General features: G+C 66.3%; 24 protein-coding genes. 19 read left to right on the top strand and 5 right to left on the bottom strand.

Going from position 1 to position 25,989, the window contains the following annotated elements:
* Positions 1-8 precede the first annotated feature (8 nt).
* From Q8Z05_RS19465 to nusB, 5 genes are all read left to right on the top strand, one after another.
* Positions 9-548, top strand: coding sequence for a shikimate kinase (locus tag Q8Z05_RS19465; RefSeq protein ID WP_305943634.1), 540 nt, complete (start codon positions 9-11; stop codon positions 546-548).
* Positions 545-1,636 (top strand): 3-dehydroquinate synthase, encoded by a 1,092-nt coding sequence (gene aroB, locus Q8Z05_RS19460; protein WP_305941189.1) that lies wholly within the window; start codon positions 545-547, stop codon positions 1,634-1,636. Before Q8Z05_RS19465 ends, aroB begins: the two co-directional genes overlap by 4 nt.
* Positions 1,636-2,169 carry a tetratricopeptide repeat protein gene (locus tag Q8Z05_RS19455; protein ID WP_371745890.1) on the top strand — a complete coding sequence of 178 codons (534 nt, stop codon included), beginning with the start codon at positions 1,636-1,638 and terminating at the stop codon, positions 2,167-2,169. Before aroB ends, Q8Z05_RS19455 begins: the two co-directional genes overlap by 1 nt.
* Before the next feature lie 142 nt (positions 2,170-2,311).
* A complete protein-coding gene (gene efp / locus Q8Z05_RS19450) occupies positions 2,312-2,875 on the top strand; it encodes an elongation factor P (RefSeq protein ID WP_028267136.1) in 564 nt (187 codons plus the stop codon).
* On the top strand, positions 2,875-3,285 hold the full coding sequence (nusB, locus tag Q8Z05_RS19445; RefSeq protein WP_011692113.1) for a transcription antitermination factor NusB: 411 nt from the start codon (positions 2,875-2,877) through the stop codon (positions 3,283-3,285). Before efp ends, nusB begins: the two co-directional genes overlap by 1 nt.
* A gap of 80 nt (positions 3,286-3,365) precedes the next feature.
* On the opposite strand, the gene Q8Z05_RS19440 is transcribed toward nusB, so the two are convergent.
* Positions 3,366-4,631 (bottom strand): PrsW family intramembrane metalloprotease, encoded by a 1,266-nt coding sequence (locus Q8Z05_RS19440; protein WP_305941188.1) that lies wholly within the window; start codon positions 4,629-4,631, stop codon positions 3,366-3,368.
* A gap of 221 nt (positions 4,632-4,852) precedes the next feature.
* Here Q8Z05_RS19440 and pyrR point away from each other — a divergent pair, with 221 nt between their 5' ends.
* The 13 genes from pyrR to Q8Z05_RS19375 all read left to right on the top strand — a co-directional run bounded on the left by pyrR (position 4,853) and on the right by Q8Z05_RS19375 (position 20,073).
* A complete protein-coding gene (pyrR, locus tag Q8Z05_RS19435) occupies positions 4,853-5,437 on the top strand; it encodes a bifunctional pyr operon transcriptional regulator/uracil phosphoribosyltransferase PyrR (RefSeq protein WP_305941187.1) in 585 nt (194 codons plus the stop codon).
* Positions 5,434-6,462: an aspartate carbamoyltransferase catalytic subunit gene (locus Q8Z05_RS19430; protein WP_305941186.1), complete on the top strand. Its 1,029-nt coding sequence runs from the start codon at positions 5,434-5,436 to the stop codon at positions 6,460-6,462. The genes pyrR and Q8Z05_RS19430 overlap by 4 nt, the downstream gene beginning before the upstream one ends.
* Positions 6,462-7,853, top strand: a complete 1,392-nt coding sequence (locus Q8Z05_RS19425) for a dihydroorotase (RefSeq protein WP_305941185.1) — start codon at positions 6,462-6,464, stop codon at positions 7,851-7,853. The genes Q8Z05_RS19430 and Q8Z05_RS19425 overlap by 1 nt, the downstream gene beginning before the upstream one ends.
* A complete protein-coding gene (locus Q8Z05_RS19420; RefSeq protein ID WP_305941184.1) occupies positions 7,853-8,374 on the top strand; it encodes a PH-like domain-containing protein in 522 nt (173 codons plus the stop codon). Before Q8Z05_RS19425 ends, Q8Z05_RS19420 begins: the two co-directional genes overlap by 1 nt.
* Entirely contained in the window at positions 8,355-9,641 is a 1,287-nt protein-coding gene (gene carA / locus Q8Z05_RS19415) for a glutamine-hydrolyzing carbamoyl-phosphate synthase small subunit (protein WP_305941183.1), read from the top strand. Before Q8Z05_RS19420 ends, carA begins: the two co-directional genes overlap by 20 nt.
* Complete coding sequence (carB, locus tag Q8Z05_RS19410) at positions 9,641-12,955, top strand: carbamoyl-phosphate synthase large subunit (protein WP_305941182.1); 3,315 nt, start codon at positions 9,641-9,643, stop codon at positions 12,953-12,955. The genes carA and carB overlap by 1 nt, the downstream gene beginning before the upstream one ends.
* Positions 12,948-13,814, top strand: a complete 867-nt coding sequence (pyrF, locus tag Q8Z05_RS19405; RefSeq protein WP_305941181.1) for an orotidine-5'-phosphate decarboxylase — start codon at positions 12,948-12,950, stop codon at positions 13,812-13,814. The genes carB and pyrF overlap by 8 nt, the downstream gene beginning before the upstream one ends.
* A 109-nt stretch (positions 13,815-13,923) precedes the next feature.
* Positions 13,924-14,274, top strand: a complete 351-nt coding sequence (gene mihF / locus Q8Z05_RS19400; protein ID WP_305941180.1) for an integration host factor, actinobacterial type — start codon at positions 13,924-13,926, stop codon at positions 14,272-14,274.
* Positions 14,271-14,843: a guanylate kinase gene (gene gmk / locus Q8Z05_RS19395; protein WP_305941179.1), complete on the top strand. Its 573-nt coding sequence runs from the start codon at positions 14,271-14,273 to the stop codon at positions 14,841-14,843. The genes mihF and gmk overlap by 4 nt, the downstream gene beginning before the upstream one ends.
* Positions 14,844-14,882: 39 nt before the next feature.
* Positions 14,883-15,143: a DNA-directed RNA polymerase subunit omega gene (gene rpoZ, locus Q8Z05_RS19390; RefSeq protein ID WP_011692102.1), complete on the top strand. Its 261-nt coding sequence runs from the start codon at positions 14,883-14,885 to the stop codon at positions 15,141-15,143.
* A 40-nt stretch (positions 15,144-15,183) separates the two neighbouring features.
* Entirely contained in the window at positions 15,184-16,419 is a 1,236-nt protein-coding gene (coaBC, locus tag Q8Z05_RS19385) for a bifunctional phosphopantothenoylcysteine decarboxylase/phosphopantothenate--cysteine ligase CoaBC (protein WP_305941178.1), read from the top strand.
* 80 nt (positions 16,420-16,499) lie between these two features.
* Entirely contained in the window at positions 16,500-17,735 is a 1,236-nt protein-coding gene (gene metK, locus Q8Z05_RS19380; protein ID WP_305941177.1) for a methionine adenosyltransferase, read from the top strand.
* A 238-nt stretch (positions 17,736-17,973) separates the two neighbouring features.
* Positions 17,974-20,073, top strand: coding sequence for a primosomal protein N' (locus Q8Z05_RS19375; protein ID WP_305941176.1), 2,100 nt, complete (start codon positions 17,974-17,976; stop codon positions 20,071-20,073).
* A gap of 38 nt (positions 20,074-20,111) precedes the next feature.
* On the opposite strand, the gene Q8Z05_RS19370 is transcribed toward Q8Z05_RS19375, so the two are convergent.
* From Q8Z05_RS19370 to Q8Z05_RS19355, 4 genes are all read right to left on the bottom strand, one after another.
* Entirely contained in the window at positions 20,112-21,188 is a 1,077-nt protein-coding gene (locus tag Q8Z05_RS19370) for a glycosyltransferase family 4 protein (RefSeq protein WP_305941175.1), read from the bottom strand.
* Complete coding sequence (locus tag Q8Z05_RS19365) at positions 21,185-22,114, bottom strand: alpha/beta fold hydrolase (RefSeq protein ID WP_305941174.1); 930 nt, start codon at positions 22,112-22,114, stop codon at positions 21,185-21,187. The genes Q8Z05_RS19370 and Q8Z05_RS19365 overlap by 4 nt, the downstream gene beginning before the upstream one ends.
* An 11-nt stretch (positions 22,115-22,125) precedes the next feature.
* Complete coding sequence (locus tag Q8Z05_RS19360; protein ID WP_305941173.1) at positions 22,126-23,001, bottom strand: aldo/keto reductase; 876 nt, start codon at positions 22,999-23,001, stop codon at positions 22,126-22,128.
* 69 nt (positions 23,002-23,070) lie between these two features.
* The gene (locus Q8Z05_RS19355) at positions 23,071-24,033 is read right to left on the bottom strand and encodes a sugar-binding transcriptional regulator (protein WP_305941172.1); all 963 of its coding nucleotides are present in this window, start codon (positions 24,031-24,033) and stop codon (positions 23,071-23,073) included.
* Positions 24,034-24,157: 124 nt separating this feature from the next.
* On the opposite strand from Q8Z05_RS19355, the gene Q8Z05_RS19350 reads away from it, so the two are divergent.
* On the top strand, positions 24,158-25,972 hold the full coding sequence (locus Q8Z05_RS19350; RefSeq protein ID WP_305941171.1) for a glycerol-3-phosphate dehydrogenase/oxidase: 1,815 nt from the start codon (positions 24,158-24,160) through the stop codon (positions 25,970-25,972).
* The last annotated feature ends 17 nt before the right edge of the window (positions 25,973-25,989 follow it).

The raw sequence follows: 25,989 nt of genomic DNA, 5'->3' as shown, positions 1-25,989 counted from the left end.
TCGGACCCATGGCTGTCGGCAAGTCGGCAATCGGCCACCAGCTGGCACAGCAGCTCGGGGCGGCGTTTGTCGATACCGATGTCGTGATCGTGGAAAACCACGGCACGATCCCGGACATCTTTGCAGCCCGCGGTGAGCGTGCGTTCCGTGAGATTGAGGCCCGGACCGTTGCCCGGGTCATCGAAGAGGCGGAGAACACCGCCACCGTCATTTCCCTCGGCGGGGGAGCGGTCCTTGACTCCGGGACGCAGCAACTGCTGGGCAGGTGCACCGTTGTCTACCTTGAGTGCGACGCCGACACCGTTTCGGAGCGCATTGCCCGGAATTCGGGCCGCCCGCTCCTGGCCGGCGATGCCATGGGCCGTTGGCGGGCTCTGTTCGCCACCCGGCAGCCCGTGTACGAACGGCTTGCCGATCTCGTTTTCGATGTCCGCAAGGGGTCCGTGGCGGATCTGGGGCATCGGCTGGAAGAGGCGCTGCGCGGGTACGCGGCGGCGCAGACCGCAGCGGCGGAGCCAGTGGCCGCAACAAAGGAAGTTGAAAAGTGAGTAGCGAATCAACCGTCATCAAAGTCACCGGCAAGACTGCCGCTGACAACTACGACGTCGTTGTGGGCCGCGGCCTGCTCGAACGCCTTCCGGAACTGCTGGGGGAGCGCGTCAAACGCGTCCTGGTCATCCACCCGCGGGCCCTCCGGCTCACCGGCGACACTGTCCGCGACGAACTGGCTTCGGCCGGATTCACCGCCCTCACCGCCGAGATCCCCGACGCCGAAGAAGGCAAGCACATCCAGGTCGCCGCTTTCTGCTGGCAGGTCCTGGGACAAAACGACTTCACCCGGTCCGACGCCGTGGTGGCGGTCGGCGGCGGCGCCGTCACCGACCTCGCGGGGTTCGTGGCCGCAACCTGGCTCCGGGGAGTCAAGGTCATCCACATGCCCACCAGCCTGCTCGGCATGGTGGACGCAGCAGTGGGCGGCAAAACCGGCATCAACACAGCCGAAGGCAAGAACCTGGTGGGCGCGTTCCACCCGCCCGCCGCCGTCCTCACGGACCTTGATACGCTCAACACCCTGCCGAAGAACGAGCTGATTTCCGGGATGGCCGAAGTCGTCAAATGCGGGTTCATCGCAGACCCCGCCATCCTGGACCTTATCGAAAAGGACCCGACGGCCGTCACCGATCCGCAGTCAGCGGTCCTGCGCGAGCTCATCGAACGGGCCATTGCCGTCAAGGCCGACGTCGTGTCTGAGGACCTCAAGGAAACAGGCCGGCGGGAATTCCTCAATTACGGCCATACCCTGGGCCACGCGATCGAGCTGGTGGAACGGTATTCCTGGCGGCACGGCGCTGCCGTGTCCGTGGGAATGATGTTCGCTGCCGAACTCGCCCGCAGCGTGGGGCGCCTCAGCGATGCCGACGCCGACCGCCACCGCGCGATCCTGGAAACGCTGGGACTGCCCATCACGTACCGCCGGGACCGCTGGCAGGGACTCCTGGACGGCATGCGGCGCGACAAGAAGTCGCGGGGGGACCTGTTGCGTTTTGTAGTGCTCGACGGCGTTGCCCGCCCGGGAATCCTCGATGTCCCGGACACGTCCCTGCTGTTCGCCGCGTACCAGGAGATTGCCTCTTGATGATGAGCGACGTGATGTTGGACGCCATGGGCGGAACGAGCGAGTGGCCGGATGCGGGGTTCCCGGGCATCAAGATCAACCCGGACACCCTGATGCCGGGAATCGTCAACGAAGAAGCCTGCAACTCTGCGCTCCAGGCATCCTCCGATCCGGCAGACCGCATCATGGTCCTCCTGGCCGAAGGCCATGCCGGCGATGCCGCGGAGCTCCTGGCCGAAGCCCGCTACAAAGATCCCGAGTCCTTCCGGCTGCGCGCCTTTGAAGCTGAAGTCCTTCGGGTGTCCAAGCGCTATGACCGGGCCGTGGACCTTTACCGCCAGCTCCTGGCCGAGGTTCAAGGAACCGGGCTGGAGGCCCTCGCGCACCAGCACCTCGGGCGCGCCCTCTACGCCGGCGGCAACACCGCGGCCGCCGTCGAGGAGTTCGCCAAAGCCCTGGACCTGCGTGTAGCCGGGGCCGCGGACGCCGCGCTGATCTACTCATCCACCGTCGCGCTGCAACGGGCCCGGAACGTCCTGGAAATGGCCTCGTAGCGGCCGACGCAGGAGTCCGCCGGCATTACCGGTAGAATGGTTCTTGGATTTTTGACAAATACTCGCTGGCCGCCTTTTGGCGCGCCTGCGTGACATAACCGGCTGGCAGCTAAAGCAGTCAGAGACAAACCAGAGGATACCAGTGGCAACCACAAACGACATCAAGAACGGAACCGTGCTGAAGCTTGAGGGCCAGCTCTGGAACATTATCGAGTTCCAGCACGTCAAGCCGGGCAAGGGCGGCGCTTTTGTCCGCACCAAGATGCGCAACGTTATGTCCGGCAAGGTGGTCGACAAGACGTTCAACGCCGGCCTCAAGATCGAGACCGCCACTGTTGACCGCCGCGACTACCAGTACCTGTACCAGGACGGCGCGGACTTCGTGTTCATGGACACGCAGGACTTCGACCAGATCACCGTTTCCGGTGCCACGGTAGGCGACGCCACCAACTTCATGCTGGAAAACCAGATGGTCAACATCGCCATCCACGAAGGCACCCCGCTGTACATTGAACTGCCGCCGAGCGTCGTGCTCGAAATCACCTACACCGAGCCGGGCCTGCAGGGCGACCGCTCCTCGGCAGGCACCAAGCCGGCAACGCTGGAAACCGGCTACGAGATCCAGGTGCCGCTGTTCGTTGAGAACAACACCAAGGTTAAGGTCGACACCCGCGACGGCAGCTACCTCGGCCGGGTCAACGACTAGTGAGCGCCCGCGGTAAGGCCCGTAACCGGGCCCTGGATGTTCTCTTCGAGGCTGAGCAGCGCTCCCTCTCGGCTTTTGATGTGCTGCGGTCCCGCCGTGAAAAGACCGATCAGATCGTCAACCCCTACACGCTCGAGATTGTCGAAGGCGTGGTATCCCACCAGGCTGCTATCGATGAATTCCTGGAGACCTACTCCCAGGGCTGGACACTGGAGCGCATGCCTTCGGTGGACCGCATCATCCTGCGGATCGGCACTTGGGAACTGCTTTACAACGACGACGTTCCGGACGGCGTGGCCGTCAGCGAGGCCGTAGCCCTGGCTAAGACGCTGTCCACGGACGAATCGCCGTCGTTCATCAACGGCCTGCTGGGAAGGCTCCAGCAGCTGAAGCCTTCGCTGCTGGCTTAGGCCCTTCATGGCTTAGCAGTACAGAAGAAGAGCCGGTGCCCGCCCATAGTGGCGGACACCGGCTCTTTTTGTTGGCCCGCTCAGCGGAGGACCGCGTCCCTGCAGGCCACGATTTCCGCAAGCTGGCGGTGTTCGTCGAGCTGGTGGGCGGGAACATCCCGGCCGCTGAGGATGCGTTGCCGGGTGAAGGCAAGCTGCGTGGCCGCGTGCAGGAAAGCCTTCATCTGGGGCCCCCGGCCAAACTGCTTCGCCCACCTGACCGCGGAACGGCGCCCGCCTGCCGTGGCCAGCATGTCCACTTCCGGCGGCGTGAACCAGCCTGCCGCCGCGTATTCCAGCAGGCGCTGCCGCGTCAACCGGTTCTCCGCCACGCGCAGCAGGACAATAACGACGACGGCCAGCACGAAGATGGGGACCTGCACGACGATGTACTGCAGCAGGAAGTTCTGGCCCATGCTGTTCCACATGCTGTGCAGGATCATCGCCGGAACCAGGCCGACGCCAAATGCCACCACCACCATTCCTGTGTGCCAGCGCCGCGCCGCGAAGCCCAGGATGAGTCCGGTGGTGCCGGTGAAGATGGCGTGGGCGAACGGGGACATGACGCCCCGGAGGAAGAAGACCACCGCGAGGTCGGCGCCGGGCGTAGCCGATTCGGCAATGGCCCGGCCGAAGTAGAGGATGTTCTCGGTGAAGGCGAATCCGCCGGCAATCGTGAAGGCAAACACCACGCCGTCCACCGGCCCGTCGAAGTGCTTCCGCGCCAGCAGCAGGAGCAGCAGCAGGCCAAGCGACTTGGCGAATTCCTCCACCACCGGCGCCTGGACGGTGACGGCAAAGGTCCTGTAGTCCATGCCGGCCGGGGGAGCCGCCGCCAGCGCGAAGAACGGCTGGATGAGCATCGTGACGGAAATGGACACCATGGCACCCCAGAGGAATGCGAACAGCAGCAGCCGCTTGGGCTCGGGTTCCCAGCGGTCAATGACGTAGACGGCCAGGAGGACGGCGGCTAAGGGAAGCAGTGACGCGATGAAGCCGATCACGAAACCGGTGATGCCGGTGTTGCCCACAAGGTAGGGGAGAACCAGGAAGAGGCTGGCGAAGGCCAGGAGGCCGCCGCCGGCTACGAGGGCTACCACGCCCGCCCCCGAGCGGTTGAGGGCGGCAGCCGGCGGCATTACGGGGTTCACGGCGGGAGCGTACGTGTTGGCAGGCGCCGCACGGTACTGATCCGGCCGGACGTGGCCCATCCAGGTGGGGTTGGTCTGCCGGGGCCATGCGGGCTGTTGCCCGTTTCGGTGGCCGCCCGCGGGATCGTGCTGCGGCCAGGGCGCGTTCGATGTCATGGGACTGAGCCTACGTGCCCGTAGCTGGCCCTTCCAAGGCAATGGGCGGACGGCGTTTGGGCCGTCCCCGGGGCATGGCTCACCAGCCCGCGGGTGTGATGTTAAACGCCCCCACGGCGTCAGTCGGGCACGCGGGCAGGGGAGCTGGGTGTGGTAATTTTGAAGAGCAAATGTTCCTTTTTTAATTCCGTCCCGTGAGGCGGGGAAAGGGGAGACGAGCGTTGACATCAGTCACAGAAGCACCGGTTCCGGCCAGGGTTGTGCTCAACTCTGCGGACATTGACCGTGCACTCACTCGTATCGCCCATGAGATCCTCGAGGCCAACAAGGGTTCCCAGGATCTGGTGCTGCTGGGTATACCCCGCCGCGGCTATCCGCTGGCCGTCCGCCTTGCCAGGAAAATCGCCGCCGCCGATCCGGCCGTGGACGCGTCCGCCATCGTGGGCCAGCTGGACGTCACCATGTTCCGGGACGACCTGTCCCACCAGCCCACGCGGCCGCCTTATCCCACGCAGCTGCCCCGCACCGGCATCGACAACAAGGTCGTGGTCCTGATTGATGACGTGCTGTACTCCGGCAGGACCATCCGCGCCGCACTGGACGCCATCGTTGACCTTGGCCGTCCGCGCATTGTCCGGCTGGCAGTCATGATTGACCGCGGCCACCGCGAACTGCCCATCCGCGCAGACCACGTCGGCAAGAACCTCCCCACCTCCTCCTCCGAAAAGGTCCGGGTCCGGCTCGAAGAGACCGACTCCATTGACGGCACACCGGTCAACGAAGTGGTCATCGAGGCAGGCGCATGAAGCACCTGCTTTCCACCGAAGACCTCAGCCTGGCCAACGCCATCCGCATCCTCGACACAGCCGAAGAGATGGCGGCCGTGGGGGACCGCGAAGTCAAGAAGCTCCCCGCCCTCCGGGGCCGGACTGTGGTGAACCTGTTCTTCGAGGATTCCACCCGCACCCGGATCTCCTTCGAAGCGGCGGCGAAGCGGCTGTCCGCGGACGTCATCAACTTCGCAGCGAAGGGATCGTCCGTCTCCAAGGGCGAATCCCTGAAGGACACCGCCCAGACGCTGGCCGCCATGGGGGCGGACGCCGTCGTCATCCGCCACTGGGCCTCCGGTGCGCCGCACCGGCTGGCGGCAACGGACTGGATCGACGCCGCCGTGATCAACGCCGGCGACGGCACCCATGAGCACCCCACCCAGGCGCTGCTGGACGCTTTCACGATGCGGCGGCACTGGGCAAGGCTCCACGGGACGCCGTCCGCCGGCGGGGACCTGAAGGGCATGCGCGTCGCCATCGCCGGCGACGTCCTGCACTCCCGGGTGGCCCGCTCGAATGTGTGGCTGCTCCGCACCCTCGGTGCCGAGGTCACGCTGGTGGCGCCGCCTACCCTGCTGCCCATCGGCGTCGGACAATGGCCCTGCAGCGTGAGCTACGACATGGACGAAACCCTGGCGAAGGGCGTGGACGCCGTCATGATGCTGCGGGTCCAGGGCGAACGGATGAACGCCTCCTTCTTCCCCACCACGCGCGAGTACTCCCGCCGCTGGGGGTTCGACGACAACCGTCTCCGTGCCCTGGACAGCCTTGGCCTGAAGGACACCATCATCATGCACCCCGGCCCCATGAACCGCGGCCTGGAGATTTCCTCCGCGGCTGCGGATTCGCCCCGTTCCACCGTGCTGGCACAGGTGCGCAACGGCGTCTCCGTCCGCATGGCCGCCCTGTACCTGCTGCTCTCCGGGGACACCCGCGAACCAGCCGCAGCCTCCACCGTCGCCTATTCCAACGCCGCCTATTCCACCAAGGAGAGCCACTGATGGCACACGATCACCAGGATGCAGCCACCACCGGGGCATACCTCATCCGCGGCGCAGCGATCCTCGGCGGCGCAGCCGAAGACCTCCTGATCCGCGACGGCATCATCGCCGCACGCGGCACCGACCTCGCCGGGACAGACGCAGCTGACGGTGCCACCGTCATCGAGGCCGCCGGCCTGGTGGCGCTGCCCGGCATGGTGGACATCCACACCCACCTCCGCGAACCCGGCCGCGAAGACGCCGAAACCGTGGAAACCGGTACCCGCGCCGCAGCCCTCGGCGGGTACACGGCGGTGCACGCCATGGCCAACAGCAACCCCGTGGCAGACACCGCAGGAGTGGTGGAACAAGTCCACACCCTCGGACGTGCCGCCGGCTGGGTGGATGTCCGCCCCGTGGGTGCCGTCACCGTCGGCCTCGCAGGCGAGCAGCTCGCTGAACTTGGCGCCATGGCCGACTCCCGCGCCCAGGTACGCGTCTTCTCCGACGACGGCATCTGCGTCCACGATCCCGTTCTCATGCGCCGTGCGCTCGAATACGTCAAGGCGTTCGACGGCGTGGTGGCACAGCACGCGCAGGAGCCCCGGCTCACCGCCGGCGCCCAGATGAACGAGGGCGACGTCTCTGCTGTCCTAGGCCTGGCCGGCTGGCCTGCGGTGGCCGAGGAAAGCATCATTGCCCGCGACGTCCTGCTGGCCCAGCATGTCGGGTCCAGGCTGCACGTCTGCCACGTTTCCACGGCAGGTTCGGTGGAGATCATCCGGTGGGCCAAGGCGCGGGGGATCAACGTCACCGCTGAAGTGACGCCCCACCACCTGATCCTGACCGACGAACTGGTCCGCAGCTACGATCCCGTCTACAAGGTCAACCCGCCGCTGCGCACGGACTCCGATGTCCAGGCACTGCGCGCCGCGCTGGCGGACGGCACCATTGACGTCATCGGCACCGACCACGCTCCGCACCCGAGCGAACACAAGGAATGCGAATGGGCGCAGGCGGCCATGGGCATGACCGGCCTTGAAACAGCGCTCTCCGTGGTTCAGGAGACCATGATCGAAACCGGCCTCATGGGCTGGGCGGACTTCGCCCGCGTCACGTCCACCGTGCCCGCCGTGATCGGACGGGTGGCGGACCAGGGACGGCCGCTCGAGGCCGGCGAAGCCGCGAATGTCACACTGGTGGACCCGGCTGCGCGCTGGACGGTGGACCCTTCCAAGATGGCGACCATGGGCCGTAACTCTCCGTTCGCCGGAAGGGAACTCCCGGGCAAGGTTGTGGCGACCTTCTTCAAGGGCCACCCCACCGTCCTGGACGGCAAGCTCAACACCCCGTACAGGCACGGGTCAGGCCAGGAAACAGCCCCGGCCGCAACGCCGGCCAGCGGGTCCTGATGGACAACAAAATCCTGACGCTGGTCATCACGCTGCCGCTGATCGCCGTCGTACTGCTCATGATCGGGCTGGGCTGGCGCAACCGCCTGCGGCGCCAGTCCGACGTCGAACAGCTGCCCGCGGTTCCGCAGGAACTGAGCCTCCCGCTGGCCGCCGCCGACGGCCAGTACGTCGCCACCACCACGTCCGGCGACTGGCTGGACCGCATCGCCGTCCACGGACTGGGGATCCGCACCGACGCCGAACTCACCGTCCACCCGGAAGGCGTGCTGTTCGAGCGTTCCGGAGCCGGGCCGTTGTTCATCCCGGCGAACAGGGTCACCGGCGTCCGCCAGGACAGCGGCATGGCCGGAAAGTTCGTCGAAAAAGACGGACTCCTGGTGGTCAGCTGGACGCTCGGCGGCCGGGAACTGGATACCGGGTTCCGGACCCGGCGGGCCGACGACAAACCGGCCGTCCTCGAAGCCTTTCAAGAATTGATCTCCGCAGCCCCTCAGGCAGATGCCGATAGTGGAAAGTAACAACGTGACAGAAACCGAAGTAACAGCAAACGCAGATACTGCACCTGAACAAGGAACTTCCGTGCCCGCGGTGCTGGTACTGGAGGACGGCCGCATCTTCCGCGGCACCAGCTACGGCGCCACCGGCACAGCCCTCGGCGAGGCAGTCTTCGCCACCGGCATGACCGGCTACCAGGAGACCATCACCGATCCCTCCTACGCCCGCCAGCTGGTAGTCCAGACGGCACCGCACATCGGCAACACCGGCGTCAACGCCGACGACGCCGAATCCCGCCGCATCTGGGTGGCCGGCTACATTGTCCGCGATGCCGCACGCCGGCCCTCCAACTGGCGCTCCGAGCGTTCCCTCGACGACGAGCTCGTGGAACAGGGCATTGTGGGCATCCAGGGCGTGGACACCAGGGCCATTACCCGGCACCTGCGCGAGCACAAGACCATGCGTGCCGGGATCTTCTCCGGCGAGGCGGCCACCGCCACGGACAAGGAACTGATCGACGCCGTGCTGGCCAGCGCCCCCATGGAAGGCGCCCGCCTGGCTGAGGAAGTCAGCGTTGACGAGGCCTACATTGTGGAGCCCAAGGACTGGGGATGGGACGGCGAGCCGCGCTTCAGCATCGCCGCCATCGACCTCGGCATCAAGCGGATGACACCCATCCGCTTCGCTGAGCGCGGTGTCCGCGTGCACGTCCTGCCCGCCACGGCCACCCTGGCTGACGTCAAGGCCGTCAACCCGGACGGGTTCTTCATGTCCAACGGCCCGGGCGACCCCGCCACGGCCGACAACCAGGTCAAGCTGCTCCGCTCGGTGCTGGACGAGAAGCTGCCCTATTTCGGGATCTGCTTCGGCAACCAGATCCTGGGCCGCGCCCTCGGCTTCGGGACGTACAAGCTCCGCTACGGACACCGCGGCATCAACCAGCCCGTCATGGACCGCCGCACCGGCAAGGTTGAGATCACGTCGCAGAACCACGGCTTTGCCGTGGACGCCCCCCTCGACGGCGCCACCCAGGCTCCCGAGGAGCGGTTCGGCCGCGTGGAAGTCAGCCACGTCAGCCTTAACGACGACGTCGTGGAAGGCCTCTCCTGCCTGGACATCCCCGCCTTCTCGGTGCAGTACCACCCGGAAGCCGCCGCGGGTCCGCACGATGCCGCGTACCTCTTTGACCGCTTCATCGAGCTGATGGCGGACACGAAGAAGGCAGCCACCGCTTCGGTTGGCGCCGATTCCAAAACTTCCACCGAATCCAAGACTGAGGACAAGAAGTAATGCCCAAGAGAACTGACCTTAAGAGCGTCCTGGTCATCGGTTCCGGTCCCATCGTGATCGGCCAGGCCGCCGAATTCGACTACTCCGGTACCCAGGCTCTCCGCGTCCTCAAGGAGGAAGGCCTGCGCGTTATCCTGGTCAACTCCAACCCGGCAACCATCATGACGGACCCCGAGTTCGCCGACGCCACCTACGTGGAGCCCATCACCCCCGAGGTGGTGGAGAAGATCATCGCCAAGGAACGCCCCGACGCGATCCTGCCCACCCTGGGCGGCCAGACGGCCCTCAACACCGCCATCGCGCTGGACAAGAACGGCGTGCTGGAAAAATACAACGTCGAACTTATCGGCGCGAACATCGCGGCGATCGAACTTGGCGAGGACCGCGAGAAGTTCAAGGGTGTGGTGGAGCGTTGCGGTGCGGAGTCCGCCCGCAGCCACATCATCCACAGCATGGATGAGGCGCTGAAGGCGGCCGAAGACCTCGGTTACCCCATGGTGGTCCGCCCGTCCTTCACCATGGGCGGCCTCGGCTCCGGCCTCGCCTACACGGAGGATGACCTGCGCCGGATCGTCGGCCAGGGCCTGCAGTACAGCCCCACCAGCGAGGTCCTGCTCGAAGAGAGCATCCTCGGCTGGAAGGAATACGAGCTGGAGATGATGCGGGACAAGAACGATAACGTGGTTGTTGTCTGTTCCATCGAGAACTTCGACCCCGTAGGCGTCCACACCGGCGACTCCATCACGGTGGCCCCCGCCCTGACCCTCACGGACCGCGAATACCAGCGCCTGCGCGACATCTCCATCGCGGTCATCCGCGAAGTCGGCGTGGACACCGGCGGCTGCAACATCCAGTTCGCCGTCGAGCCGGACACGGGACGCGTCGTCGTTATCGAAATGAACCCGCGCGTCTCCCGGTCATCCGCGCTGGCGTCCAAGGCCACCGGCTTTGCCATCGCCAAGATCGCCACCAAGCTGTCCCTGGGCTACACCCTGGATGAGATCCCCAACGACATCACCCAGAAGACGCCGGCCTCCTTTGAGCCGACGCTGGACTACGTTGTGGTCAAGGTTCCGCGCTTCGCCTTCGAGAAGTTCCCGGCAGCGGACCCCACGCTCACCACCACCATGAAGTCGGTGGGCGAGGCCATGGCCATGGGCCGCAACTTCACCGAAGCCCTGCAGAAAGCCCTGCGTTCCCTCGAGCAGAAGGGCTCGCAGTTGGACTTCAGCCACGTTCCGGAATGGGAAGTCCCGGAGCTGATCGAAAAGGCCAAGCGGCCCACCACCGAACGCCTGCACCAGGTGCAGCGCGCGCTGCTCGGCGGTGCCACGGTGGAGCAGCTCTTCGAGGCCACGAAGATCGACCCCTGGTACCTGGACCAGCTCCAGCTGCTCAACGAGATCTCCCGGGAGATCCGCCAGTCCACCGCCCTGACCCGGGAAATGCTGCAGCGCGCCAAGCGCCACGGGTTCTCGGACGAGCAGATCGGCGCCCTCACCAACAACCAGGAGGCCGTGGTCAGAGGTGTCCGCCAGGCTCTGGGCATCCGTCCCGTCTACAAGACCGTGGACACCTGCGCCGCGGAGTTCGCCGCCTACACCCCGTACCACTACTCGTCCTACGACGAGGAGGACGAGGTGGCGCTGCACTCCAAGCCGTCCATCATCATCCTGGGTTCCGGCCCGAACCGCATCGGCCAGGGCATCGAGTTCGACTACTCCTGCGTGCACGCCTCGATGGCGCTCCGCAAGGCCGGCTACGAGACCGTCATGGTCAACTGCAACCCGGAAACCGTCTCCACGGACTACGACGTCTCCACGCGCCTCTACTTCGAGCCGTTGACCCTTGAGGACGTCCTTGAAGTCATCGCAGCCGAGGAACGCACAGGCGGCGTGATGGGCGTGTTCGTCCAGCTTGGCGGCCAGACCCCGCTCAAGCTCGCGCAGCAGCTGGCCGACGCCGGAGTGCCGATCCTCGGCACGTCGCCGGAAGCGATCGATCTGGCCGAACACCGCGGCGCGTTCTCCCGGGTGCTGGATGAGGCCGGACTGATCTCGCCCAAGAACGGCACCGCCGTGTCGTTCGAGGACGCCAAGAAGATCGCCGACGAAATCGGCTACCCGGTCCTGGTCCGCCCGTCCTACGTGCTGGGCGGCCGCGGCATGGAGATCGTCTACGACGAGCCCAACCTCTCCCGCTACATCGCCAACGCCACCGAGATCACCACCGAGCACCCCGTGCTGATCGACCGGTTCCTGGAGGACGCCGTCGAAATCGACGTCGACGCCCTCTACGACGGAACCGAAATGTACCTCGGCGGCATCATGGAGCACATCGAAGAGGCCGGCATCCACTCCGGTGACTCCGCGTGTGTGCTGCCTCCGATCACGCTCGGCAACAACGTGATCGAACGCGTACGGACCGCCACCCTGGCCATCGCCGAGGGAGTGGGAGTCCGCGGGCTCATCAACATCCAGTTCGCCCTGGCATCGGACGTCCTGTACGTCCTCGAAGCCAACCCGCGGGCCTCCCGCACGGTGCCTTTCGTCTCCAAGGCAACGGGCGTCCAGATGGCCAAAGCGGCTGCCCTGATCGGCACCGGAGTGACCATCAACCAGCTCCGCAGCGCCTACAAGATGCTGCCGGAAACGGGTGACGGTTCCACGCTGCCGTTCGATGCCCCCGTTTCGGTCAAGGAAGCCGTGCTGCCCTTCAGCCGCTTCCGCACGCCGGAGGGCAAGGTTGTCGATTCCCTCCTCGGCCCGGAAATGCGCTCCACCGGCGAGGTCATGGGCATCGACAAGCACTTCGACACGGCCTTCGCCAAGAGCCAGGCGGCCGCCAACAACGCGCTGCCCACCGAAGGGAAGATCTTCGTTTCCGTGGCCAACCGGGACAAGCGCTCGGTGATCATGGGCGTGAAGCGCCTCTCCGACCTCGGCTTCGAGATCGTCTCCACCGGCGGCACCGCCGACGTCCTGCGCCGTAACGGCATCCAGGCCACCCCGGTCCGCAAGGTCGCCGAAGGCAGCAGCGCCGAAGGCGAAGGCACCATCGCGGACCTCATCATCGCCGGCGAGATCGACATGGTCTTCAACACGCCTTCCGGCGGCGAAGCCCGGATCGACGGCTACGAACTGCGTGCCGCGGCAACCTCCATCGGCATCCCGTGCATCACCACGGTGGCCGAGTTCAACGCAGCAGTCCAGGCCATCGAAGCCCAGCGCACCTACGAATGGTCCGTGACCAGCCTGCAGGAACACGCCGCGGCGCTGGTGGCCTCACAGAATGCAGCACTACAGAATGGCTGATCACGAGGCACCAGCCACAGCCGGCCGGGAGTCCTTCGGCTCCCGGCTCGGCCGGGCCATGGCGGACCGCGGTCCGCTATGCGTCGGGATCGATCCGCACCCCGCGCTGCTGAAGGCCTGGGGACTGAACGACGACGCCGCCGGCCTGGAGCGCTTCTCGCTCACCGTCGTGGACGCAGTAGGTTCGCTCGCTGCCGCCGTGAAGCCGCAGGTGGCGTTGTACGAACGGCACGGTTCTGCGGGTATGGCGGTGCTTGAACGCACCCTCGCAGCCGCCGCTGATGCCGGCGTGCTGACCATCGCCGACGCCAAGCGGGGCGACATCGGCTCCACGATGGCGGCCTACGCGGACGCCTGGCTCCGGGACGGCTCGTCACTGGCCGCGGATTCGGTCACCCTGAGTCCTTACCTTGGCTTCGAATCCCTGCGCCCGGCCCTTGACCTGGCGGCTGAATACGGCCGCGGCGTCTTTGTCCTGGCGCTGACGTCCAATCCTGAAGGCGCCTCGGTCCAGCACGTGGGCGGCGCGGATTCCGTGGCGCGCCGGATCGCAGAGGCGGCCGCGGGGGAAAACCTCCGGTACCAGGGCACCCTGGGCTCCGTCGGCCTGGTGGTGGGCGCCACGGTGGGAAGAGCCCTGCAGGAGCTGCACCTGGACCTGGCTGCGGTGCGGGGAATCATCCTGGCACCCGGTCTCGGTGCACAGGGCGCCACGGCCGCTGATTTGCGGGCAACGTTCGGTGCAGCGTACCCGCAGGTCCTGGGTACCTCGAGCCGGGACATCCTCTCGGCAGGGCCCGCCGTGGGCGGACTCCGGGAGGCTGCCGTGCGTACTCTGGAGCCCTTGCTGTCCAACTGATTTGCTGATTTCCGTGTCCATTGATTTCCGCGCCGGGCAAAGGGTAGGTTCAGGAGGACTCCAACGGCCTTTGCCTTGGTTCGGACTGACGATTTCGGGGGTGACTTGAGTGAGCTTGCGGCCCCTGACGGACCAGGAACGCGCAGAAGCCCTGGGCAAGGCGGCAGCGGCCCGCGCGGCCCGGGCCGAAGCCAAGGAGCAGCTTAAGTCCGGAACACTCTCGGTGGCTGACCTTCTCGCGTCCGGCGACGGCGATTCCGCCATCGCGCGAATGAAGGTTTCCGAGATGCTGGAGGCACTGCCGGGGATAGGCCGCGTCACCGCAGCCGCCATCATGGACGACCTGGGCATTGCCGCGTCCCGCAGGCTGCGGGGGCTCGGCATTCACCAGCGCCGCGCGCTGGTAGATTTTATGAACGAGAATCACGTCCATCCGAATAACGCCCAAAGGAATATGTGAGCAAGAAACCGGGACTGACAGTCCTCGCCGGTCCGACGGCTGTTGGCAAAGGCACAGTGTCCACCTACATCCGGGACAACTACCCCGAAGTCTGGCTTTCCGTTTCGGCCACCACCCGTCCGCCGCGGCCGGGGGAGCAGGACGGGGTTCACTACTTTTTCAAGTCAGCCGAGGAATTCGACGCCCTGGTGGCCGGCGGGGAGCTGCTGGAGTGGGCCGTGGTCCATGGCCGTAACCGTTACGGCACGCTCCGGAGCACCGTGGACGCCGCTATCGCCGATGGCCGCTCCGTGCTGCTGGAGATCGATCTGCAAGGCGCACGCCAGGTCAAGCAGGCCGTTCCGGAGGCGCAGTTCGTCTTCCTGGCACCGCCCAGCTGGGAGGAAATGGTCCGCCGACTGGTGGGCCGCGGCACGGAAACAGCCGACGAACAGCAGCAGAGACTGGAAACCGCTAAACTAGAACTTGCCGCTGAGCCGGAGTTCGATCACACCGTTATCAATGATGACGTTCGACGCGCAGCGGACGAGCTTGTTTCACTCATGGGGCTGACCCCGCACCCGCACTAGCCGCCGGGTCGGATCGGCCCGTTAGAATTTGGAGAATTCGTGTCCACGAACCTTGAAGGCATCATCAACCCGCCGATCGACGAACTGCTGAAGGCAGCTGATTCCAAGTACGGCCTGGTGATCTTCGGTGCCAAGCGTGCACGTCAGATCAACGCATACTACGCCCAGCTGCACGAGGGCCTGTTCGAATACGTTGGCCCGCTGGTCGACACCAAGCTGAACGAGAAGTCGCTGTCCATCGCCCTGCGCGAGATCAATGAAGGCAAGCTCGTTTCCACGCCGATCGAACCCGCAGAGTAGATCGCCGTACATACAAAGACTGCCTGTTGACGGAGGTCACGTGCGCATAGTCCTCGGAGTCGGGGGAGGGATTGCCGCCTACAAGGTGGCATCGCTCCTCCGGCTTTTTACTGAAGCCGGACACAACGTCACGGTGATTCCCACGGAGGCGGCCAACCGCTTTGTCGGGGTCGCCACGTGGGAGGCCCTGTCCGGGAACCCCGTCAGCAACAGCGTCTTCGACGACGTTCCGTCGGTAAACCATGTTCGTCTGGGGCATGAAGCGGATTTGATCGTGGTGGCTCCGGCTACAGCCGACCTCCTGGCCCGTGCCGCCGGCGGCCATGCCAACGACCTCCTGACCAACACACTGCTGATGGCCAGCGGTCCCGTGCTGATGGCACCGGCCATGCACACCGAAATGTGGCTGCACGCCGCCACCCAGGCCAACGTGGAAACGCTGCGCCGGCGTGGTGTCACCGTCCTTGAACCTGCGAGCGGCCGGCTCACCGGCTCCGATTCGGGTCCGGGCCGGCTGCCCGAACCTGAGGCCATCTTCTCAGCCGCCATGGCCCTGATGCAGGACGGCGGAATCGCCGGGCAGCTACCGCTGGCCGGGCGCACCGTCACCATCAGTGCAGGCGGCACGCGCGAACCGCTGGACCCGGTCCGGTTCCTCGGCAACCGCTCGTCCGGCAAACAGGGGGTTGCGCTTGCCGTGGCGGCCCGCGACGCCGGCGCGAGCGTCCGGCTGCTGGCGGCCCACATGGACGTGCCAGCTCCCGACGGCGTCGAGGTGGTCCGCGTGGAAACGGCACTGCAGCTCCGGGAAGCGGCGCTGCGCGCGGCAGCCGATTCCGACGTCGTCATCATGGCCGCCGCTGTTGCGGACTTCCGGCCCGCTGAGGTGTCGGACACCAAGATCAAGAAGCGTGACGATACCGCCGACCCGGTGATCAACCTGCTCCGCAACCCGGACATCCTGCAGGAACTCGTGGAGGTGCGCGGGGCGACCAGGCCCGGTCAGCTGATCGTGGGTTTTGCCGCGGAAACCGGCGACGCCGACGGGGACGTGCTGGCCCACGCCGAAGCCAAACTGCGCAAGAAAGGCTGCGACCTGCTGGTTGTCAACCACGTAGGTGAGGGCCTGGTGTTCGGACAGGACAACAACTCGGTGGTCATCCTTTCCCGCTCCGGCTCCGAACCACAAGCGGCATCCGGTTCGAAGGACGATGTTGCGGCCGCCGTTATTGACCGCATCAGCTCCGAGTTGAGCCGCGTTTTTCCAAGAGCCTGAGGGCCCGGCGTGTGCAAGGCCTCCTTAGCAGGGGGACACATGCTGAGGCCTGACCGATCCCCAACCAGTAAGGTAGTTGAGTGACTTTACCGCTGCACATTCCCGCTTCCCATGGCGCGACGCCGCCATCCCTTCGCCTCTTCACGTCGGAGTCCGTGACTGAAGGCCATCCGGATAAGATCTGCGACCAGATCAGCGATGCAATCCTGGATGCCCTGCTGGCGAAGGACCCCGAGTCGCGCGTGGCCGTTGAGACGCTGGCCACCACCGGGCTGGTTCACGTTGCGGGTGAAGTCACCACCGACGCTTACGTGGAAATTCCGCAGATCGTTCGCGAGACCATCCTGGGGATCGGCTACGACTCCTCCGCCAACGGGTTCGACGGTGCCCGCTGCGGTGTCTCCGTGTCCATCGGCCAGCAGTCCAACGACATCGCCGGCGGCGTGTTCAATTCCCTGGAGGCCCGTGAAGGCCGCCAGGAAGACGACTACGACCTCCAGGGGGCCGGGGACCAGGGCCTCATGTTCGGCTACGCCAGCGATGAGACGCCGTCCTACATGCCGGTGCCGATCTGGATCGCGCACCGCCTTTCTGAACGGCTTACCGAAGTGCGCAAGAACGGCGAGCTTCCCTACCTCCGCCCGGACGGCAAGACCCAGGCCACCATCGGCTACGACCGTGACCGGCCCGTCTCTGTCGAAACCATCGTGATCTCCAGCCAGCACGCGGAAGGTGCCAGCCTGGAGCAGTTGCGCGCCGACCTCGCCACCCACGTGATCAATCCCGTGCTGGCGGCGGCCAACCTGGACATCTCCCGTACCCGCAACATCCTTAACCCTGCCGGTGCGTTCGTGATCGGCGGACCCGTGGGCGACGCCGGCCTGACCGGCCGCAAGATTATCGTGGACACCTACGGCGGCATGGCCCGCCACGGCGGCGGTGCCTTCTCGGGCAAGGATCCGTCCAAGGTTGACCGCTCGGCGGCCTACGCCATGCGCTGGGTGGCCAAGAACGTGGTTGCCGCAGGACTTGCCAAGCGGGCCGAAATCCAGATCGCCTACGCCATCGGCCAGGCACGCCCCGTGGGCACCTACGTGGAGACCTTCGGCACCGAGACCGTGGATCCGGACCGCATCAGCGCAGCGATTTCGGAGATCTTCGACCTCCGTCCCCGCGCCATCATCGACGCACTGGACCTCAAGCGGCCCATCTACGCCAAGACCGCGGCGCACGGACACTTCGGCCGCGACGATCCCGACTTCACCTGGGAACGGCTTGACCGCGTGGACGACCTCAAGGCGTTCTTTAACGCCTAGAACCGATTACTGTCGGTGCCATGTGTTTGGCTGTAGCAGGGCCCCCGTCCGGGCGGCCCTGCTACAGTGCTTTCCGGCTGATGGCGCTTCATTCAAGGCAACGGAACCACTGGCGCCACAACTGGCAGGATGCTGAACGGAGGTTGGTCCCATCGCTTCCTTTCCCGGCGACACTTCGGCCACCGACGAGCCGCTCCAGCTGTCCCTGCTGCAGGGCTTCCCGGCCGGCCGCCCGCAAATGCCCGGCGGTCCTGCCCTCGCCCCGTCGCTGCCCGTCGCCCGGGTGCTCATCGAATCCTCGCTGCCGCACCTGGACAGGCCCTTTGACTACAGCGTGCCCGCCGCGTTCGACGACGCCGCGCAGCCGGGGGTGCGCGTCAAGGTCAAATTCAACGGGCAGGAACTCGGCGGCTACATCCTGGACCGGATAGCCGAATCCGACGCCGGGCACACGCTCGTTCCGCTCCACAAGGTGGTTTCGCCTGTCCGGGTGCTCACTCCGGGACTGGCCGACCTTGCCGGGAAGGTTGCCGCCCGCTATGCCGGCACCATCAGCGACGTGCTGCGCGTGGCCATTCCCCCGCGGGTGGCCCGGCTCGAGAAGGAACTCGCCGCAGAGGGCACACTCCCGGGAAGCCCGGCCGTTTCCGGCGCCGGGGCCGAGCCGGTTCCCGCAACTGACCCGGGGCCTGCGGCGTATCAGGGTCCCGCAACGGACCGGGACCAGGCGCCCGGGAACTGGTCTAAGTACGTCAGCGGAGCGGCATTCATGCAGCACCTTCGGGCCGGCGAGTCGCCGCGGGCCGTGTTGAGCGCCCTGCAGGGCTTCGGGCCGGCCGGCTGGCCCGCCCTCATTGCCGAGGCCGTGGCGGGCGTCCGGGCCTCGGGCCGGGGTGCGGTGGTGGTGGTTCCGGATTACCGCGACCTGGACCGCGTCGAGGAGGCGCTGGCCGTGCTCCTTCCACGCGAAGACATCGCCAGGCTTACCGCGGACGACGGTCCGACGCCCCGCTACCGCAATTACCTCCGTGTGCTCACCGGCAGCGCCGGGGTGGTGGTCGGTACCCGCTCGGCGGCCTACGCTCCCGTGCATAACCTGGGCCTTGTGGTGTGCTGGGACGACGGCGACGACCTCCATATCGAACAGCGGTCGCCCTATGCCCATACCCGCGACGTCCTCCTCCTGCGGGCGGACCAGGAACGTGCGGCGTGCCTGCTGGCCGCACACACGCGCAGCACCGAACTCGAGCGACTGGTGGAGGCGGGCTGGGCCCGGCCAGTGGAAGCCGGCCGGCAGGAAGTGCGCCGCACCGTGCCGCGCGTGGTCAATACGGCGGACAGCTTCGAACAGGAACGCGACCCCCTTGCCCGGATCGCCAGGCTGCCGGGGGCGGCCTGGCGCGCCGCCAAGGAAGGCCTGGAGCGCGGTCCGGTGCTGGTACAGGTGGCCCGGTCCGGCTATGCGCCGTCGCTGGTTTGTGATTCCTGCCGGGAACCGGCCCGGTGCCCTGCGTGCAGTGGACCCCTCGCTGTTGCCGGTGCCGCCGGCAGCCCGGCCGTGCCGCACTGCCGCTGGTGTTCCGCTTCCGCTCCGGACTGGCGTTGCAGCCACTGCACCAGCCCCAGGCTGCGCCGGTCCGCCACCGGGGTGATGCGCACCGCGGAGGAACTGGGCCGGGCGTTTCCCGGCAAGCCCGTGGTCACTTCGTCGGGGGACCACGTCAAAGCCACTGTCCCGGACACAAAGTCCCTCGTCGTGGCCACGATTGGAGCGGAACCGGTGGCAGCCGGGGGTTATGCCGCAGCGCTGCTCCTGGACGGAGACTCGTTGCTCCGCCGCGAAAATCTCCGCGCGGGGGAGGACGCCGTCCGGCGCTGGTTCAACGCCGCAGCGCTCGTCAGGCCCGCCCGCGAGGGCGGGCTGGTGGTGATCACTGCCGACGACACCGCCGGAGTCGGTGCGCTGCTTCGCTGGGACGCCGGAGGGTACGCCCGGCGCGAGCTCGCACTGCGGCAGGAACTCCAGCTGCCCCCGGCTGTCAGGATTGCCTCCGTAACCGGCGGCCGGACCGCCGTCGTGCACTTTACCGAAGCGATTGATCAGCAGTTGGCCAGACAGGGCATCCACCTTCGGGCCGCCGGGCCGGCGCCCCTGGTGCTGACTGACGCGCGGGCGCCCCGGCGGGACGCCGGCGAGGACGTCCGGACCCTGCTGTTCATTCCGTATGCCCAGGCGGCCGAGGCGACGCGCGTGATGCGGGCGGTCAAGGCGGCGGCGGCCGCGCGGCGCAGCGATGATCCCGTCCAGCTGAGGCTCGACGGCGTGGACGTCCTGTAAGACGTCCTGTGTACCGGAGGAGCCCCGGCGGCCGGGCCTCAGCGCCGGTTGATTCCGGCGGCTTCCCCGGCCAGCTGCACGAGTTGCCGCGCGGAGTGGTCCCAGCTGAACTCCGCTGCCCGTTCCACGGAACGGCGGGACAGCGCCTTCCATACTTCCGGCTCCTCCAGCCTCCGAACAGCTTCGGCGAACTCGGACGGGGAATCCGGATGGACATAGCTCACGGCGTCGTGCCCCACTTCACGGAAAATAGGGATGTCGCTGGCGATCACGGGTGTGCCGTGGGACATCGCCTCCACGAGCGGGAGTCCGTAACCCTCCGCACGCGAAAGGCTGATCAGGGCCGTGGTCCGGGCCAGGAATTCCTCGTATTCAGCGTCCGTGACGCCGTTGTGGAACACAACGTCGGCGCCAGGCGGCACCAGGGCTTCGAGTTCCGCCCTGCGCTGCGGCGTGATGCGGCTGAGGAGGTGGAGCGTCATGTCGGGCAGTTCGGCCATCCCGCGCACCATGGTTTCCACGTTCTTGTACGGCATGAACGAGCCCATGTAGAGGAGGGTCCGGTCAGCGCCGGCTCCGGGGTCGCGCGGTGTGTGGCCGTGCTGCGGGGCGTTTCCCACAATCCGGACCGGCCGGCGGGTGAGGCGGTGCTTTGCGATCAGGGCTTCGGTTGTGTGGCTGATGGTGGCCACCACGTCCGCCCGGTTCAGGAGCATCCGCTGCGGCCAGTACGCCTTGTGGTAGAGGCGCCAGAGCACGCGGACAGGCGCCGGCAGGAAGCCCGGCGGGGCAGGGTGCTCATAGTAGATCAGGTCGTGAAGCGTCAGCACCAGGGCGTATTTCCGGCCGAGCGTCCCCATGGTCTGCATCGGGCAGACCACGACGTCGGCGCCCAGCTTGTTGACTTTGGCAGCCACGAACAGTTCCGCGGGGGAGAGCGGGCTGTTGATCAGCGTGTAAGGCACATCCGGGAGCAGTGCCAGCTGCCTCGGGTCGCTGATGAGCATTGAGACGTCGGCAATTTTGGCCGTGGCCGCGATCAGGCTGGCGCCGTACCTGCTGATGCCGTCGTGGTGGTCCAGTCGGGTGAAGCGGGCGTCGATGATGATTTTCACGCGGGATGGTCCTTCAGGAAGCGTCTGATGTAGCCGGCGGCCGGTTCGGGTGTCTCGTAATGGATGAGGTGCCCCACGCCGGGAATGACCTCCAGGGTGCCGTCCGGCAGCAGCGCCTTCAGCTTGTGCTGGTCCGGAAGCATCGCGATCTCGTCCTTCTCGCCGGCAACCAGCAGTACCGGCAGTGCCAGGTCAGCGGCAACTTCGGACACGTTGCTCCCGACGGATGCCTTGAAGGATTCGAGCAGGCTGTCCCGGTTGGCGAATGCGGAGAAGTAAGCACTGTGCTGCCCGTGGATGAAGCTCAGGAGCCGTTTGTCCCTGGTCTTGGCCATGGCCACGCTCATGACTCTCACGATCAGCCGGCTGCGAAGGAGGTAAAGGCCGAGCGTGCGGGGCAGCCTGGCGGAGGCCTCGTAGTAGAGGACGGCAAGCTTGGTCATGACGCCCTTGGGTCCCTCCAGTGCCGGCGCCGCGATGGGGTTGATGAGGATCAGCGGGTACACCGCACCTGGGTTCGCCGCCACGAAATGGCCGGCAATAATGGATCCGAAGGAATGTCCCAGCAGCACCGTGTCAGGACCGAGGCCCACGGCCGCCATGAAGTCGCTGATGAACTGCCCGTACCGCCCGACGCTGTGTTCGCCGTCCGTGAAGGCGTCCGAACTGCCGAACCCGGGCAGGTCCGGCATGATGAGCCGCATGTCCGGGAGCTGGTCCGCGACCCGGAGCAGGCCGTGATGGTCGCCGCGGAAGCCATGGATCACCAGGATGGTCCTCGTCTCAGCCGTCACGCTGAGCGGTTCGTAGACCCAGTAGTCCACGTTGCAGCCGTGCAGGTCCACACTGGCGGCCTGCGTCCTGTCATCGAGTTGCCCGCTGAAGAGGGGCGGGGCCTGCGCCGGTCCGGTGTCCACTTGTTCCATGCTGTTGAATCCTAGTTGACGTCGTCCGGGTGGGAACCTGTCCGCTGGCCGCGTTCCAGGGCGGCCAGTGCGGCCATGTCCTGGTCATTCAACGCAAAGCCGAAGACGTTCAGGTTTTCGCGGATCCGGGTGTAGGAGCTGGCCTTCGGGATCACCACGTTGCCCAGCTGGACGTGCCAGCGCAGGATGATCTGGGCCGCGGTCCGGCGGTGCACGGCCGCCAGTTCCAGGACCACCGGATCCTCCAGTACCTTGCCCCGGCCGAGCGGGCTCCAGGCCTCGGTGCGGATCCCGAGCCGGGAGTGCAGCTGGCGGAGTTCCTCCTGCTGCAGCCAGGGGTGGAGCTCAATCTGGTTCACGGCGGGGACCACCTCGGCGGTTTCCAGGAGGCGCTCAAGATGGGCGGGCTGGAAGTTGGACACGCCTATGGCCCGGATCCTGCCTTCGCGGTAAAGCGTCTCCATGGCCCGGTAGCTTTCCGTGAAGAGCCCGCGGCCGGCGCATGGCCAATGGATGAGGTACAGGTCAACGTACTCCATCCCCAGGTTGAACATGGACGTGTCGAAGGCCCGCATCGTTGCGTCGTAACCATGGTCGTCGTTCCACACCTTCGTGGTGACGAAGAGGTCCTCACGGGAGAGGGAGGGTGCGGCCTCGCCGGAGCCTCCGGCCGGACCGCCTCCGGCAAAGCCGGAGAGCCCGCCAATGGCCTTGCCCACCCCGGTTTCGTTCCCGTACATGGCGGCGGTATCGAAGTGGCGGTAACCGGCCTCCAGCGCCATGGTCACCAGGCCGGCAGCGTCAGCCGGCGGAACTTTGTAGAGCCCGAAGCCCAATTGGTCGATCAGCACACCGTTATTAAGGCTCAGCCGGGGCGAATTTTTCATAGCACTGACTCTACCGACTCGGCACCGCCTTCCTCCCCTGGACAGGCCGGGCGTGGCTGGCGGCCGGGGTCAGGACAGCCCGTCAGTACTCACCAGGCGCCGTGCCGTGGCCTCATCGAGGATCAGGTCCGTGGCAAGCCCTGCGGCGAGGGCGCCGCGCAGCCCGTTGATTTTCGAAGCACCCGAAACGACGCAGATGCGCCGCCGGACCTGCCGCAACTGCGCCAGCGCAGGGCCGGTGGACCTTTCGTTGAGCGTGATGCCGTCGGAGGACCCGTCGCCCCGGAAGAACACCGTGGCTACGTCCCCCACCACGTCCGAGGTGGCCAGGATGTTCAGGTCGCTTTCGTCGAGGTAGCCGCCGGCGTACACGTGGCTAGGGTAGTCGGCGTCCACGGATCCCACGCCGAAGATGGCGATGCTCATGCGCGACTGCAGTTCCAGGATGCGCTGGACGCTGCGTTCATTCCACATGGCGGTCTTGGTGGCCGCATGGTCAAAGAAGGCCGGAACGGGAAACTGTTCAACGCGTGCACCGTAGGCGCTGCCGAACCTGCGCATGATGTCACTCGCGTAGGTGATGCCGGTGGTCTGCATGTTGCCGGCGCCGTTGAGCTGGACGATCACGCTGTCATGGGTGATCTTCCGGGTGAGGTGCCGGCTCACGGCGCTGAGCGTGGAGCCCCAGGCGACTCCGATGATGGCGTTGGAGTCAACCAGCGGGCCGATGGTCCTTGCGGCCTGCATGGCTACCCTGTCAAGGGTCTCCGCCTCATTCAGGGTGTCCACCACCGGAACAACGTGGACATCCACCCGGTATTGGGCCCGGATCATGTTCTCCAGTTCCGGGCCGGTGTCGAGCGGATTGCGGATCTGGATCTGGACCAGCCCGGTCTCCCGGGCAGCCGAAAGAAGCCGTGAAACCGTGGATCTTGAGGTCCGGAGTTCCCTGGCTATGGCGTCCATGGTCAGGTCCTGGAGGTAATACAGTTGTGCAGCCCTGAGGGCTTCTGAGTGGCGTGAACGCGGCATCGGGCTTCCGTTCTGCACGTTTGTGCATAGTGCTTGACTCCATTTTCCATTACTCCAAACAATAGTGGTGAACGGCGCCGCGCTGTGAGGCGCGCCGCACAGGACCAAACCCAAAGGAGCAGATTTGGGAACCAACGATTCATCCGGCCATCCGGCTTCCAGCCGCCAGCGGTCATCAGTGCAGAGCCTGCGCCGGCGGCCCCGCGCACAAGTCCTGATCATCGGCGGCGGGATCAACGGAGTCGGCACGTTCCGTGACCTGGCACTGCAGGGCGTCGACGTTGCGCTCGTTGAACGGGGTGATTACTGCCAGGGGGCCAGCGGTGCGTCGTCGCACATGATCCACGGCGGGATCCGGTACCTGGAGAACGGTGAGTTCCGGCTGGTCCAGGAGTCCGTCGTAGAACGCAACAGGCTCCTGCGTATCGCTCCCCACTACGTCAAGCCGCTCCAGACCACCATCCCCATCTTCAGCACCTTCTCTGGTGTACTGTCCGCGCCGCTGCGGTTCCTGACCCACAAGCAGCAGGGCAAACCCAAAGAACGCGGTGCCTTCCTGATCAAGCTCGGCCTCAGCATGTACGACTTCTTCTCACGCGACGGCGGCACGGTTCCGCGTCACCAGTTCCGCGGCCGGACGCGGGCCCTGGCGGAGTTGCCGCGGCTCCACCCGGGCATCAAGTACGCGGCCACCTACTTCGACGCATCGGTCCACAACCCCGAGCGCCTCACCCTCGATGTACTCCAGGACGGCGAGAAGGCCGGCGCCAGCGGCCACAGCGATGCGCGGGCCAGCAACTACCTTTCGCTCCTGTCCATGGGCGGAGCAGGGAACCCGACGGGGCCCACCGGCGGTAGCACAGTCCAGTTGCGCGACGAGCTCACTGGTGAGGTCTTTGACTTCACGGCGGACGTTATCGTGAACACCACGGGCGCCTGGGTGGACCTGACCAACCAGGCCATGGGCGCCGCGTCCACCTTCATGGGCGGCACCAAGGGCTCACACATCGTGCTGGACCACCCCGAGCTCCTCGAAGCCTGCAACGGCCGTGAAATCTTCTTCGAACACACCGACGGGCGGATCGTCCTCATCTATCCGATGGGCGACCGCGTCCTCGTGGGCACCACCGACGTGGACGCGGACATGGCCGAAGACGCCGTCTGCACCGACGCCGAGATCGACTACTTCTTCGACCTGATCGGCCACGTCTTCCCGGACGTTGCCGTGAACAGGGACCAGATCGTCTACACCTTCGCCGGCGTCCGCCCGCTGCCGAAGCACGACGCCACCCAGCCCGGCTTCGTCAGCCGCGACTACCGGATCGAACGCAGGGCCGGCGGGCAGGAAGCGGTGTCCGGCGGACAGGCAATGTCAGCCAGCGGCGCCGTCGTACTCAGTTTGGTGGGCGGCAAATGGACCACGTTCCGGGCGCTGGCCGAACACCTCACGAATGACGTGCTTAAGGAACTGGGCCTGGAGCGGAAGGTTTCGACGGCGAAGCTCGCCATCGGCGGCGGGGCCGGATTCCCGGACACCGACGCAGGGATCCAGCAGTGGATCAAGGCGCATATGTCCGCCGGCCGCGACGCCGACCGGATCTCCGGACTGCTGACCCGTTACGGAACCCGCGCCGAAGAGGTCCTGCACTACCTCGACGCCGGACCGGACCGGCCCCTGCACTCCACCCGGGAACTCAGCGTCCGCGAACTGGAGTTCATGGCGCGGAACGAACAGGTGGGACATCTCGTCGATATCTTGATCCGGCGCACGTCCCTGGCCTTCCGCGGGCTGGTGACCGGTGAGCTCCTCAACGAGGTCGCGGAGGTCCTTGCTGGTCCGCTGGGCTGGGACGCCGCCGCCAAGACAGCCGAAATCCATCATGCCCAGGAGGTGCTTGAACGCTTCCACGGCGTCCAGGTCCACAGCCTGGTCGCTTAGAAAGCTTGCGTGCCCGG

The sequence above is a fragment of the Arthrobacter oryzae genome (assembly GCF_030718995.1).
GTDB classification, from domain to species: domain Bacteria; phylum Actinomycetota; class Actinomycetes; order Actinomycetales; family Micrococcaceae; genus Arthrobacter; species Arthrobacter oryzae_C.
Note: the sequence above shows the minus strand (reverse complement) of the source record. Positions and strands in the feature narration are given on the sequence as shown.